Below are 13,771 nucleotides of genomic sequence, written 5' to 3' on the forward strand. Positions count from 1 at the left end.
ACAACTACTCTCGGTGATAAGGGTGATTCGTGGTAAGCGACCACGCGCGGTATAAACTTTCTGCTACAACAACTCGTACCAGTGGGTGTGGTAAGGTTAAAGGTGATAATGACCAACTCTGTTCTGCCAATGCTTTACATTCTGGCGAGAGTCCTTCGGGTCCGCCAATGAGTAAGCACACATCACGCCCGTCATTTTTCCAATTTTCTAATTGTTGTGCAAGTTGTTCAGTTGTCCAAGGTTTACCTGGTATATCAAGGGTAACAATTCTTCCTTTACCTGCAGCAGTAAGCATAGCTTTACCTTCAAGCTCTAAAATGCGTTTAATATCTGCATTTTTACCCCGTTTCCCTGCAGGGATTTCAATCAGTTCAAAGGGCATGTCTTTTGGGAAACGGCGTTGATATTCTTCAAAACCTTTTGTCACCCAATCGGGCATTTTTGTTCCAACGGCAATAAGCTGTATTTTCATTATGCCCAGAGCTTTTCGAGTTGATATATTTCGCGGCTTTCTCGTTGTAGAATATGGACGATTGCTTGCCCAAAGTCGATTACAACCCAATCTGCTACATTTTTTCCCTCTTGAGCAAAGACATCAAAACCTGCTTTTTTACTTTCTTCAATTAAATTATCTGCCGTTGCTGCCACGTGGCGGGTAGATGTTCCCGTACAGAGAATCATTGTGTCAGTAATACTTGATTTGCCTCTTACATCAATTGCTTGAATATCTTGTGCTTTTAGCCCTTCTAGGGTTTCAGTTAGAAAAGTTGTTAAATTTTGTTCCATTTTTATTCGTTATTCATTAAAAAAGGCGGAGATTATAGCATAGAAATAGTTCTCTACAGAAAGAAGATGATGGGAAATAGGAATAAAAGGAAAAATTCAATTTCTTGAAAAGGAAGGGAAATATTAGATAAAGGTGATGCCGAAAACAGAATATTTTCGGCATTTTACGATAGATTATTACAATTAAAGTTTATGGCGCAAATGCTTGTAATTCAGGATTAATCGGGGTTTTTGCTAAATTATTTGCATAGTTAGTTAAGGTCGCTACACTAATTCCAACTAATACATCAAGCACATTTTGTTGTGTAAAGCCAGCTTGGAAAAATGCATCTAATTGTGCATCTGTAATGTTTCCTTTTGCTGCCATCACTAAACGAGTGAATTGTGCTAATGCTTCTAGTTTTGGATCTGAAATAGTCGTTCCTTGGCGAACTGATTGTAAAATATCTGCAGGCATTTTCACCATTTTTGTTGAAATAGCGCTATGTCCAGCAATACAAAATTCACAGCCATTCGTTACAGCTGTGGTAATTTGGACTACTTCACGTTCAATTGGTGTTAAGCTGCCGCGTCCATTAATAGTACCAACAGTTCGGTAGGTTTCTAATGCAGTAGGGGCGTTAGCCAGTACACCAACTAAATTAGGTAAAAAACCGTTTGCAGTTTTTACTGCTTTCATCATTTCAGCAGAAGCTTCTACGGCACTGTCGATAGTTTGAATTGTTAGTCGAGTCATTTTGTGTTCCTTATAAAATGTTATAGCGGTTAAATTTGCATTTATTTTAGTATTTACAAAGATATAGTCGCCTTTGAGTTTGGATATAGAAATTAAGTCTAGCCTCAAACGAAGAGTAGAAAACTAGACTTAATGGGGCTGTCAAATTGAGTAAAGCCTAACAAACATATTTTGCTAAAGTATTTTTCAACATGACTCCAATGAGTGTAGCAAACCTGTCAAGCCCTAAGAGGCTATATTTTCAATATTTTTATTTTTTGGTAAATATTCAATCCGAATATTGAGCATTGCTAATATGATCGCAATAATTGGAATCATATAATTCATTACCGCATAAGGCGCATATTCAAAAGCACTGACTTGTAACATTGAAAAGGCGTATACGCCGCAAGTATTCCAAGGCACTAGCACCGAAGTAACTGTACCGCCATCTTCTAATGCTCGAGAGAGATTTTTAGAGCTTAGCCCTTTCATTTGGTAGGCTCGAACGTACATTCTACCGGGTAGTAAAATAGAAATATATTGTTCTGACGTTGTTAAATTCGTTAAGATTGCAGATAAAATAGTTGCTGTAATTAAGCTTGAAGCAGTTTTAGCAAAGTTTAGAATAGTTTCAACCACTGAACGTAACATTCCCGTTTGCTCTGCAATGCCTCCAAAAGTCATTGCTACAATGGTGAGAGAGATTGTGTACATCATTGATTCAATTCCACCTCGATTAAACAGTGTATCGATCATCTCTTGACCACTGGCAATTTTAAAACCATCGTGTAATGTTTTAACTGCAACACTTACTTCACCACCTTGAACAAAAACGTGGCAGAGCCAGCCCATTAAAATACCAGCAGCTAATGCAGGCAGAGCAGGAACACGTTTTGCAACAAGTACAACAACTATCACGGGAACCAGGAGAAGCCAAGGCGAAATAACAAAGTTTTGTTGCATCGCTTCCATTACTTCAGTGATTTTGGCAGTGTCTAAATTTTCAGGTACAAATGCTAATCCGAGATAGTAGTAAACACCGAGTGCGATAAGAAATGCAGGAATTGTAGTAATGAACATATGACGAATATGGTCGAATAAAGGCGTATCGGTAATCCCTGCTGCGAGGTTGGTTGTATCTGATAGGGGAGACATTTTATCACCGAAATAAGCGCCTGAAACGACTGCTCCTGCAACCATTGGGGCAGGGATACCAACGCTTAACCCAATTCCCATTGCAGCAACACCGATTGTTCCCATTGTTGACCAAGAACTGCCGATAGCGAGAGTTACGATAGCGCAGATAATACAAATGGTCATTAAAAAGAGAGAAGGCGAAATAAGTTCTAACCCATAGTAGATCATTGTAGCGACAATGCCACCGCCGAGCCAAGCACCGATAGTTAAACCAATCATTATGATGATTACTATCGCGGGTAATGCCATTTTGATCCCGTGGTAAATCCCTTTTTCAATAGTATCCCAACTATAGCCATAGCAGAGTGCAATCACGCTGGCTGTGACGGCTCCAATAAGTAATGGGACATGTGGCGAAGCTTCAAATTTAATGATAGCAACAGCCATAACGGAAACCATGACGAGAATGGGTAGAAATGCCCAAAAGAAAGGAATTCGAATATTATCTTCTTGAGAGGTTGATGTATTTTCAGATGAATCTACATTATTGGCGTTATAGCAACAAGATTTGTTTGATTGGGGAAGTTCTTTTTTCCCGTTTTTGTCTTTAGGTGTGTTTGGCATATATTCCTCGACTTGTAAGCGGCTAGATTTATTAGAATTTTGCAAACAAGATTGTTGTAATAGGGCGAATGATCTCGCCCTAATAAACAAGCTAGAATTTAGCTAAGAACTGCTCGAATACGTTCTAATGCCCAGTCTAAATCGGCTTTTTCTATTACCAATGGTGGTGCAAATCGGATAACCGTATCGTGGGTTTCTTTGCAGAGCAAGCCCTGTTCTTTTAAGGCTTCACAGTAAGGGCGAGCGGGCTCATTCAGTTCTAAGCCAATAAATAGTCCTCTGCCTCGTACTTCTTTGATACTTGGATGCTGAATTTTTTTCAATTCATTTAGGAAATACTCACCTAATTCACGGGAACGTTCAGCAAGATTTTCTTCAACTAAAACGTCTAATGCCGCTAAAGAAACTGCACATGCAAGCGGGTTACCACCAAAGGTTGAACCGTGAGAGCCAGGGTTAAATACCCCAAGAATATCTTCATTTGCAAGTACACAGGAGATTGGAAATACACCTCCGCCTAGTGCTTTGCCTAGAATATACATATCGGGTTCAAAGCCTTCCCATTCGCATGCAAAGAGTTTCCCCGTACGTCCAAGTCCTGCTTGAATTTCATCGGCAATAAATAGCACATTATTTTGTTTACAGATTTCGTAGGCTTGTTTTAAGAAATTTGGAGGAGGAATTAAAATACCTGCTTCGCCTTGAATTGGCTCAACGAGGAAAGCAGCGGTATTGGGGGTGATAGCATTTTTGAGAGCGTCTAAATCGCCATAAGGTACGAGTTTAATGCCACTTAACAATGGACCAAATCCTCGTTGATAATCTTCATCGGAAGAAAGTGATACAGCTGTCATCGTACGACCGTGGAAGTTACCTACACAAGCGATGATTTCCGCTCGATCTTTTGCAATGCCTTTTACGTCATATCCCCAACGGCGTGCGGCTTTAAATGCAGTTTCAACCGCTTCTGCCCCAGTATTCATTGGTAATGCCATAGATTTATTTGCTAATTTGCAAATTTTTTCATACCAAGGTCCGAGCTGGTCATTATGGAATGCCCGAGAGGTGAGCGTAACTCGATCAGCTTGATTTTTGAGTGCTTGAACAATTTTTGGATGGCAGTGGCCTTGATTTACCGCAGAATAAGCACTCAGCATATCCAGATAACGATTTCCTTCAGGATCTTCGACCCAGATACCTTTTGCTTTACTAATAACAATTGGCAAAGGTAAATAATTTCTTGCTCCATATTGTTCAGTTTGTTTAATCAGTTGTTGAGAAGATACGCTCATATTTTACTCCATAGATATAAATATCATTTATTCAACAGAAGTGTAGCAGTATTTAATCATTATTTGTTAATAAATTGTAAAAATTATGATCTGCTTCTCATTTTAATAAAAATAACCCGCAAACGACCGCTTGCCTATAATATGTCACCAAACATTCCATCAGCCTTAGTTACTATCACAACTGAGCAAATTGCTCATAGCTACGATTATCTATCAATAGTGCAATTGCAACGAGTAGAGTAATGGGCAATGCCACAGATGTTTTTCCGATTAAACGTAGACTTTTTGCCTAAAGTTGCGAACTATCGATCACATTGGTAACAGCTAGAGTGTTTAAACCCGCATCGAATAAAATTAAGAAAATAGGTAATAGAAGAATGGTTAATACCCGAGTAGAACTAGATAGGTTCTGAACAGCTATCTCATTAATAGACATCGTACTGAGATATGTTAGGTTTGGAAAGGTCTGTTTATAGAGTTTGCTCTAATAGGTTATTAATGTGTATAACTGTATTGAAATCTGAGAAAAGTACGGATGAATATTGGTTTACTCTTGAAGAAAGTTTTAGGGGGAGGTAACAGAAAAATAACGGAATTGGCCGTTATGAGATAATTAAAACAAGCGGTCAGTTCCGAATTTTATTTTGCCAAACTTGACAAATACTCAGTATGACGCTGCCGAAAACACCGCTCAACAATCCTATTGTTGCTAATACTTACTCTGTTTGTAGCAAAGTTAAAGTATAATAATCTCTATTTCATACTTAAGTAGTGTTGCTCTCTTTTGGGGAAAAATCACTAAAAATAACTGATTAAGATTATATAACTTGATGAAAAATATAGAGAATACTCAAAATCATACGCCAATGATGGTGCAATATTTGCAACTTAAAGCTCAAAATCCTGATATTTTACTATTTTATCGAATGGGCGATTTTTACGAACTGTTTTATGATGATGCGAAAAAAGCGGCGAGATTGTTAGATATTTCTTTGACGAAGCGAGGTCAGTCGGCAGGCGAACCTATTCCTATGGCGGGTGTGCCGTATCATGCGGTGGAGGGGTATTTGGCTAAACTTGTGGCACTGGGGGAATCGGTTGCTATTTGTGAGCAAGTTGGCGATCCTGCCACCAGTAAAGGGCCTGTAGAACGTAAGGTAGTGCGGATTGTAACGCCAGGAACAGTGAGTGATGAAGCGTTGTTGCCTGAGCGTCAAGATAATTTAGTAGCTTGTGTTTATCAAGAGAAAGATCAGTTTGCATTGGCCACGTTAGATATGGCCTCTGGGCGATTTTTGATTGCAGAATTGCCGAGTAAAATGGCTTTATCTGCAGAATTACAGCGGATTAGACCTGCTGAAATTTTATATCCTGAAACATTTTCTGAAATGGATCTGTTGCAAGGATATAAAGGGCTACGTCGTCGCCCAATATGGGAATTTGAGTTAGTAACGGCTATTCAGCTGTTAAATCGCCAATTTGGTACTCGTGATTTAACAGGGTTTGGTGTTGAAAAAGCGATTGTTGCCCTCTGTGCTGCGGGGTGTTTATTGCATTATGCACAGGAAACGCAACGCACAGATTTACCACATATCAATGCTATTCATCTTACTCAAAATAGCGACACAATTTTGCTTGATGAGGCAACTCGGCGTAATTTAGAGCTAACGACTAATCTTGGCGGTGGGATAGAAAATACGTTAGCGTCGGTATTAGATAAATGCGTTACGCCAATGGGAAGCCGTTTGTTGAAACGTTGGATTCATCAGCCTATTCGTGATATAGAAAAATTAACGAACCGTCAGCAGACAATTTTAGCATTGCAAAAAAATGATCGGATCGAACCGCTTCAACCATTACTTCAACAGCTTGGGGATATGGAGCGAATTTTAGCACGGATAGCGTTACGCACCGCTCGCCCTCGTGATTTTACCCGCTTACGGACAGCGTTGGCACAAATTCCCCAAATTACCAAACTTTCGGTAAATCTGACCGCTTGTTTAGACACAATGTTAAGCCAATTAAGTGATTTTTCTGCGCTTCACGATTTATTGGAACGAGCGATTATTGAAACCCCGCCCCAGTTAATTCGAGATGGTGGCGTGATTGCCCCTAATTACAATACAGAACTTGATGAGTGGCGAAGTTTAGCCGAAGGGGCTACCAAATTTTTAGATGATCTTGAAATTCAAGAGCGAGAAAAAACGGGCATTGATACCTTAAAAATCGGTTTTAATGCAGTACACGGCTATTATATTCAGATTAGTCAAGGGCAAGCCCATAAAGCACCGATCCATTATGTTCGCCGTCAAACGTTAAAAAATGCAGAACGTTATATCATTCCTGAATTAAAAACCTATGAAGATAAAGTTCTGAAAGCAAAAGGTGCTTCTCTTGCGTTAGAAAAGCAACTTTATGAGGAATTATTTGAGCTAATTTTGCCACAACTGGGTGAATTGCAGTTGGCAAGTATGGTGTTATCTGAACTTGATGTTTTAACCAATTTGGCAGAGCGAGCAGAAAATCTTAATTATACCATGCCTACGTTTACGGCTAATCGAAGCATTACGATTAAAAATGGGCGACACCCTGTGGTTGAGCAAGTATTAAAAACACCGTTTATTGCTAATCCTGTTTATCTGAATGCACAACGCCATTTATTGATTGTAACAGGCCCCAATATGGGCGGGAAAAGTACCTATATGCGACAGATTGCATTGATTACGCTGATGGCATATATCGGGAGCTTTGTGCCTGCGGAACTAGCCGAAATTGGACCGATTGACCGAATTTTTACTCGGATTGGGGCATCTGATGATTTGGCTTCTGGGCGTTCAACCTTTATGGTTGAAATGACAGAAATGGCAAATATTTTACATCAATCAACGGAAAATAGTTTGGTACTAGTCGATGAAATTGGACGAGGAACATCAACCTACGATGGATTAGCCCTTGCGTGGGCGTGTGCTGAATGGTTGGCGAGAAAAACGCAATCACTGACGTTGTTTGCTACCCATTATTTTGAGCTAACGAGTTTACCGAGCCAATTAAAGGGCGTAGCAAATGTGCATTTAGATGCGATTGAGCATCACGATACGATTGCATTTATGCATAGTGTGCAAGAAGGAGCTGCGAGTAAAAGCTATGGATTGGCAGTTGCCTCATTGGCAGGCGTGCCAAAGCAAGTTATTCAACTGGCGAAGCAAAAATTAACACAACTTGAGCAAGTTTCAAAACAGGCTACTTCATTAAATATGAACCCACAGGGCGATTTGCTATTTAACGATCCACTGCAAAATGATATGGAAATCTCACCGCTTGTTAGCTCTGAGGTTGAAAGGGTATTGGCGGAGATAAACCCTGATGAGCTTACACCAAAGCAGGCATTAGAAGCATTGTACCACTTGAAACAGTTGGTATAAAAATAAAAGGACTGAGTATGATAAAAGATCAGAAACAGCCCTTTAATAGTTTAGTTTAGCTTTTTGAGCTTAGATTGTAGTTCTCTATTTTCCTTTTTTATTTAGGTGAAACCAAGATTTTTACCTGATTTTTTTCTTTAACTAATGCTTCAAAGCCCTCATTAACAATATCATCAATATGAATTTTCTTCGTTACTAATTTATCTTTCGAGAAATAGCCCTTTTGCATTAATTCAAGCACCGCAGGGAATACATCACGGTAAGCAATAATACCTTTGACTGTTTTTTCTTTGATAACGATTTCATTTGGAGTAATAGACGCATCACTTTCCCAAATACTGACAATAATACACTCACCATCGTTCTCAATAACTTCTATAGCTTGCTTTAATACTGGAGGAACGCCGGTAACCTCGAAAGAAACTGTTGTTCCTCCATTAGTTTGGGCTTTAATAAATTCAACGGTATTAACTTTAGTTGGATCTACAACAATAGCACCAAGGGATTGTGCTTTTTCTTGACGTTCGGGAGAAAGTTCCACAGCAAAGATGATGCTTGCACCAGCAGCTCTTAATGCTTCAATTACTAATAATCCTATTGGGCCACAACCAAATACTGTCGCTGTATCACCCGCTTTCAATTTACTTTTACGTACAGCATAAAGGGCAACAGCGGCTGGTTCAGTTAATGCACCTTGTTCGCAATCAATACCTTCAGGTAATTTATGTACTAATTCAGCATCGACAACACAATATTCGGCAAATCCACCATCACCACTTAATCCAACGAAACCTAAATTAGGGTCAAGATTGTACATTCCTAATAGCCCATTTTTAGCTAAAATAGGTTCAACGGTTACTTTATCGCCGACTTTAATACTACTTACATCAGCACCAATTTCAACCACTTCACCTGCAAATTCGTGTCCCATAATAATAGGGGCTTTTTGTTTAGAATAGGGGTGTTCTTTTTCTGTAGGAATAAAAATTGGACCACCGAGGTATTCATGTAAATCACTTCCGCAAATACCTGTAAATTTTACGGCGATCTTTACCTGATGAGGTTTCACTTCTGGAATTGCTACCATTTCAACACGAATATCTTTTTGTCCGTGCCAACGCACTGCTTTCATCTGGCTCATAGTAAGCTCCTTTTCTGAATAAAACTAAATTTCTGTAGAAATAATATAGGTATTGCTTCAATAATAGTAATTATTTCTCAATATTTTTTATAAAAATTTGGTATTGATCAAGCTTATATAAACTGTATTATTTTAATTAAAGTGTTATTTAGGAAATTGAGGCACTTATTTATTTTCTCCCGAACATTCCGCCTAGATTGCCAAGCCCGCCTAATCCACCGCCCATCATTCCTTTCATTCCACGCATCATTTTTGCCATTCCGCCTTTCCGCATTTTTTTCATCATACGTTGCATTTCATCAAATTGTTTGAGTAATTTATTGACATCTTGCACTTGTGTGCCTGAGCCTAAAGCGATGCGACGGCGGCGAGATCCTTTAATAATATCTGGGTGGGCCCGTTCTTTTAGGGTCATTGAGTTGATAATTGCTTCCATTTTTACGAACATTTTATCATCAACTTGATTTTTGACGTGATCGGGTAAATTTTTTGCGCCAGGTAATTTGTCTAACATTGACATCATTCCGCCCATTTTTTTCATTTCAACCAGTTGATCACGGAAATCGTCTAAGGTAAATTCATCGCCTTTTTTGAATTTAGCGGCAATTTTTTCGGCTTTTTCTTGATCAACAGAGCGTTGGAGGTCTTCAATTAGGGAGAGGACATCGCCCATTCCTAAAATACGAGAGGCAACACGATCGGGGTGGAAAGGTTCAAGCGCATCAGTTTTTTCACCGACACCTAAAAATTTAATTGGTTTCCCTGTGATTTGTCGGATAGAAAGTGCAGCACCACCTCGTGCATCACCATCAACTTTAGTTAAAATAACCCCTGTGAGTGGTAAGGCTTCATTAAAGGCTTTTGCGGTATTGGCGGCATCTTGTCCTGTCATCGCATCAACCGTAAATAATGTTTCGATTGGGTTTAATACAGCGTGAATGTGCTGAATTTCTTCCATCATTTCGCCGTCAATGTGTAAACGCCCTGCGGTATCGACAATCAGCACATCAAAAAAGTTGAGTTTGGCGTATTTCAATGCATTTTCTGCAATATCAACAGGTTTTTGGGTCGTTTCTGTCGGGAAAAATTCTACATTGAGTGATTCTGCGAGGGTTTGAAGTTGTTTGATTGCTGCTGGGCGGTAAACATCGGCTGAAACAACCAACACTTTTTTCTTATGTCTTTCTTTAAGAAATTTGGCTAATTTACCTACAGAGGTCGTTTTACCTGCCCCCTGTAAACCTGCCATTAAAATAACTGCGGGAGGTTGTGCTGCGAGGTTTAGCTCTTCATTGGCTTCTCCCATTGCTTTTTCAAGCTCAGTTTGAACGATTTTGAGAAACTCTTGACCTGGTGTTAGACTTTTATTAACTTCTTCACCAATTGCTCGTTCTTTAACTTTATTGATAAATTCTCGTACAACAGGTAACGCAACATCTGCCTCAAGGAGCGCCATACGCACTTCACGCAAAGTTTCTTTGATGTTATCTTCAGTTAAACGCCCTTTACCAGTAATATTTTTTAGGGTTTTCGATAGTCTATCGGATAGGTTCTCAAACATAATCTTTTCTCTATTTGCAAAATTCTGTGGTGATCCGACCGCTTGTATCGGAAAGTGTTGAGCATTATACAAAAAATCCGCTAAAATTTGGTAAATTTACCTAGCGAGAGCAAAATTATGCAAAAAACAGTTTGTATTATCACGGGAAGTACTTTAGGTGGTGCGGAATATGTTGCCGATAATCTCAATGATGTCTTGAACCAACAAGGGTTTAAGGTGGAATTATTTAATAATGCGGTGTTGAGTGATATTGCGCATCAGCCGAATTTATTAGTCGTTAGTTCAACCCACGGTGCAGGGGAGCTACCCGAAAATATCCAACCGCTTTTTGAACAGTTAGCGAACGAGCAACCAGATTTGAGCACAATGAAATTTGCCGTAATTGGTTTGGGAAGTTCGGATTACGATACGTTTTGCAATGCTGTAAATATTATTGAAACACAACTTTCTGCATTAGGCGCAACGCAAGTTTGTGAATCTTTGCGTATTGATGTAGCAAATAATTTCGATCACGATAGTACAGCTGAAAACTGGCTACCAAACTTTATTGAAAAACTTTAATTGAGTATTTAGGCTGGTATAAAAAGGACACAGTTTGCGTCCTTTTTACTGATGACATTTTGTTAGAATGTTTCTTGTTGATCTTCTTTTTCCCATTCTAACGCACGTTTTACTGCACGTTTCCAGCCTTTGTAACGGCGAGTACGTTTTTCTTCGTCATTATCGGGTGAGAATGTACGCTCAACTTTTGCCTTATCTCGCAATTCTTCTAAACTACCCCAGAACCCTGTGGCAAGTCCAGCAAGGTAAGCTGCACCGAGAGCCGTTACTTCACGTACAATAGGGCGTTCTACTTGTGCATTGAGAATATCTGCTTGGAATTGCATAAGGAAATTGTTAGCAACTGCACCGCCATCAACACGCAAAATTTCTAATTTTTTGCCACTGTCTGATTGCATTGCATCAAGTACATCACGGGTTTGATAAGCAATAGATTCAAGGGTTGCTCGAACAATATGATTGCGGTTAGAGCCTCGAGAAAGTCCCAAAATAGTCCCTCTTGCGTAAGGATCCCAATAAGGCGCACCTAGTCCTGTGAAAGCAGGAACGACATAAACGCCATTGGTGCTGTCTATTTTTGTTGCAAAATATTCAGAGTCTCGAGCATCGTGAATAATTTTTAATTCATCTCGTAGCCATTGAATTGATGCTCCCCCCATAAAAATTGAACCTTCAAGAGCATAGCAAGGTTCGCCTTTAGCATTACACGCAATTGTTGTAAGCAAACCATTTTGTGATTCAACAGCAGTCTCGCCCGTATTCATTAACATAAAACAGCCTGTACCGTAGGTATTTTTTGCCATACCTGCTTCAACGCAAAGATGACCATAAAGTGCCGCTTGTTGATCGCCTGCCATACCTGCAACAGGAATACGTACGCCGCCCATACCACCGATATTGGTTTGCCCATAAATTTCAGAGGAATTACGCACTTCGGGTAACATTTCTTTTGGAATATCCAACAACTCTAGCATTTTATTATCCCACTGCTTAGTATGGATATTAAATAGCATTGTTCTTGAGGCATTCGTGTAATCGGTAACGTGTGTACGCCCTTGAGTTAGTTTCCATACGAGCCAAGTATCAATTGTTCCGAATAATAGCTCGCCTTTTTTTGCTCGTTCACGAGCACCTTCAACATTATCTAAAATCCATTTTACTTTTGTGCCAGAGAAGTAAGGATCGACTACTAATCCAGTCGTTTTACGAATATATTCTTCGTGTCCGTCAGCTTTTAGTTTTTCACAAAAATCAGCGGTACGGCGACATTGCCATACGATTGCATTATAAATCGGTTTTCCAGTTTCTTTTTCCCATACAACGGTTGTTTCACGTTGGTTAGTAATACCGATAGCTGCAATTTCATCAGCAGTAACGCCAGCTTTTGCGACAACTTCGTTTAGAGTTGAGCTTTGGCTTGCCCAAATTTCCATCGGGTTGTGTTCAACCCAGCCTGCTTGGGGATAGATCTGGGTAAATTCACGTTGAGCTACTTCAACAATATTAGCATTTTTATCAAGTAGAACTGCACGAGAACTTGTTGTACCTTGATCTAAGGCGAGAATGTATTTTTTTGTCATAATCATCTCCAATTAAAATTATCTAATGTTGCACGGTAAATTTTTACCGATAACACGTGTATAAAGGAAGCCACCAAGTAATGCACCTATAATAGGAGCGAAAATAGGCACAATGAAATAAGGAATAGTTAATCCGCCAGTAAATGCAATTTCACCCCAGCCGGCTAAGAATGTAAATATTTTTGGTCCAAAATCACGAGCAGGATTCATTGCAAACCCTGTTAATGGCCCCATTGCACCGCCAATAATTGCAACAACAAGACCAATTAATAATGGTGCCATTGCACCACGAGGTACACCATTACCATCGTCAGTTAATGCCATAATAAGGCACATTAGAATAGTAGTAATCACTATTTCAATAATAAATGCCTGTGCAAAACCGATATGAGCATTAGGGTAGGTAGAAAATACACTAGCAAGCCCAACATTTTCACCTCGCACAATATTTTGTGCTGTTTCTGTAGCAATAAAGAGATCTCGGTATAAGAAATACACTAGAGCGGCTGCTGAAAATGCTCCTAGCACTTGCGAGATGATATAAGGCAGGACTTTTTTCCCATCAAAGCAAGCAAACTTCCAAAGAGCAATAGTAACGGCTGGATTTAAATGTGCTCCTGATAATCCTGCTGAAGCGTAAACAGCAATAGCAACAGCAAGTCCCCACATAATTGAGATTTCCCATAGACCAAAGGATGCTCCAGCAACTTGTGCTGCGGCCACACAGCCTACACCAAAAAAGATAATAAGCCCCGTACCAATGAATTCGCCTATACAGGCAGCTTTAAGTGATTTTTCCATAGGGTTCTCCCATTTATAAATAAAAAAATTAAATTGGTTGAAAACGAACATTTTTGGCAAAAATACAGCCAATAGGGCTCTTACGCAAATAAAAAGTATCAAATTTGTGATCTAATACACATAATTTAGTTAAATAAATGTAATGTTT

The 13,771-nt window shown here is 39.4% G+C and carries 11 protein-coding genes and 1 pseudogene; 2 read left to right on the forward strand and 10 right to left on the reverse strand.

The window, feature by feature from the left end; genetic code table 11:
• Positions 1-4: 4 nt before the first annotated feature.
• The 6 genes and pseudogenes from rlmH to A6B43_RS08850 form a co-directional block, all read right to left on the reverse strand.
• Entirely contained in the window at positions 5-472 is a 468-nt protein-coding gene (gene rlmH, locus A6B43_RS04375; protein ID WP_124211313.1) for a 23S rRNA (pseudouridine(1915)-N(3))-methyltransferase RlmH, read from the reverse strand.
• Positions 472-786, reverse strand: a complete 315-nt coding sequence (rsfS, locus tag A6B43_RS04380; RefSeq protein WP_124211314.1) for a ribosome silencing factor — start codon at positions 784-786, stop codon at positions 472-474. Before rsfS ends, rlmH begins: the two co-directional genes overlap by 1 nt.
• Positions 787-976: 190 nt before the next feature.
• The gene (locus A6B43_RS04385) at positions 977-1,522 is read right to left on the reverse strand and encodes a carboxymuconolactone decarboxylase family protein (protein ID WP_124211315.1); all 546 of its coding nucleotides are present in this window, start codon (positions 1,520-1,522) and stop codon (positions 977-979) included.
• A 225-nt stretch (positions 1,523-1,747) separates the two neighbouring features.
• On the reverse strand, positions 1,748-3,265 hold the full coding sequence (gene nhaC, locus A6B43_RS04390; protein ID WP_124211316.1) for a Na+/H+ antiporter NhaC: 1,518 nt from the start codon (positions 3,263-3,265) through the stop codon (positions 1,748-1,750).
• Between the two features lie 98 nt (positions 3,266-3,363).
• Entirely contained in the window at positions 3,364-4,557 is a 1,194-nt protein-coding gene (locus A6B43_RS04395; protein WP_124211317.1) for an ornithine--oxo-acid transaminase, read from the reverse strand.
• Between the two features lie 137 nt (positions 4,558-4,694).
• Positions 4,695-5,005 (reverse strand): annotated as a pseudogene (locus A6B43_RS08850) (GntT/GntP/DsdX family permease); the annotation flags it as partial.
• A 382-nt stretch (positions 5,006-5,387) separates the two neighbouring features.
• Here A6B43_RS08850 and mutS point away from each other — a divergent pair.
• Positions 5,388-7,979, forward strand: a complete 2,592-nt coding sequence (mutS, locus tag A6B43_RS04400; protein ID WP_124211318.1) for a DNA mismatch repair protein MutS — start codon at positions 5,388-5,390, stop codon at positions 7,977-7,979.
• Between the two features lie 97 nt (positions 7,980-8,076).
• Here the strand turns inward: mutS and A6B43_RS04405 are convergent, their stop codons facing one another.
• Both A6B43_RS04405 and ffh read right to left on the reverse strand, forming a co-directional pair.
• Positions 8,077-9,120: a 2,3-butanediol dehydrogenase gene (locus A6B43_RS04405; RefSeq protein ID WP_170152435.1), complete on the reverse strand. Its 1,044-nt coding sequence runs from the start codon at positions 9,118-9,120 to the stop codon at positions 8,077-8,079.
• A 169-nt stretch (positions 9,121-9,289) separates the two neighbouring features.
• A complete protein-coding gene (gene ffh, locus A6B43_RS04410) occupies positions 9,290-10,681 on the reverse strand; it encodes a signal recognition particle protein (RefSeq protein WP_124211319.1) in 1,392 nt (463 codons plus the stop codon).
• A 117-nt stretch (positions 10,682-10,798) separates the two neighbouring features.
• On the opposite strand from ffh, the gene mioC reads away from it, so the two are divergent.
• Positions 10,799-11,242 carry an FMN-binding protein MioC gene (mioC, locus tag A6B43_RS04415; RefSeq protein ID WP_124211320.1) on the forward strand — a complete coding sequence of 148 codons (444 nt, stop codon included), beginning with the start codon at positions 10,799-10,801 and terminating at the stop codon, positions 11,240-11,242.
• A gap of 62 nt (positions 11,243-11,304) precedes the next feature.
• Here the strand turns inward: mioC and glpK are convergent, their stop codons facing one another.
• Both glpK and A6B43_RS04425 read right to left on the reverse strand, forming a co-directional pair.
• Positions 11,305-12,822: a glycerol kinase GlpK gene (glpK, locus tag A6B43_RS04420; RefSeq protein WP_124211321.1), complete on the reverse strand. Its 1,518-nt coding sequence runs from the start codon at positions 12,820-12,822 to the stop codon at positions 11,305-11,307.
• 18 nt (positions 12,823-12,840) lie between these two features.
• Positions 12,841-13,623 (reverse strand): MIP/aquaporin family protein, encoded by a 783-nt coding sequence (locus A6B43_RS04425; RefSeq protein WP_124211322.1) that lies wholly within the window; start codon positions 13,621-13,623, stop codon positions 12,841-12,843.
• Positions 13,624-13,771 lie beyond the last annotated feature (148 nt).

The organism is Vespertiliibacter pulmonis (genome assembly GCF_013377275.1).
Taxonomy (GTDB): domain Bacteria; phylum Pseudomonadota; class Gammaproteobacteria; order Enterobacterales; family Pasteurellaceae; genus Vespertiliibacter; species Vespertiliibacter pulmonis.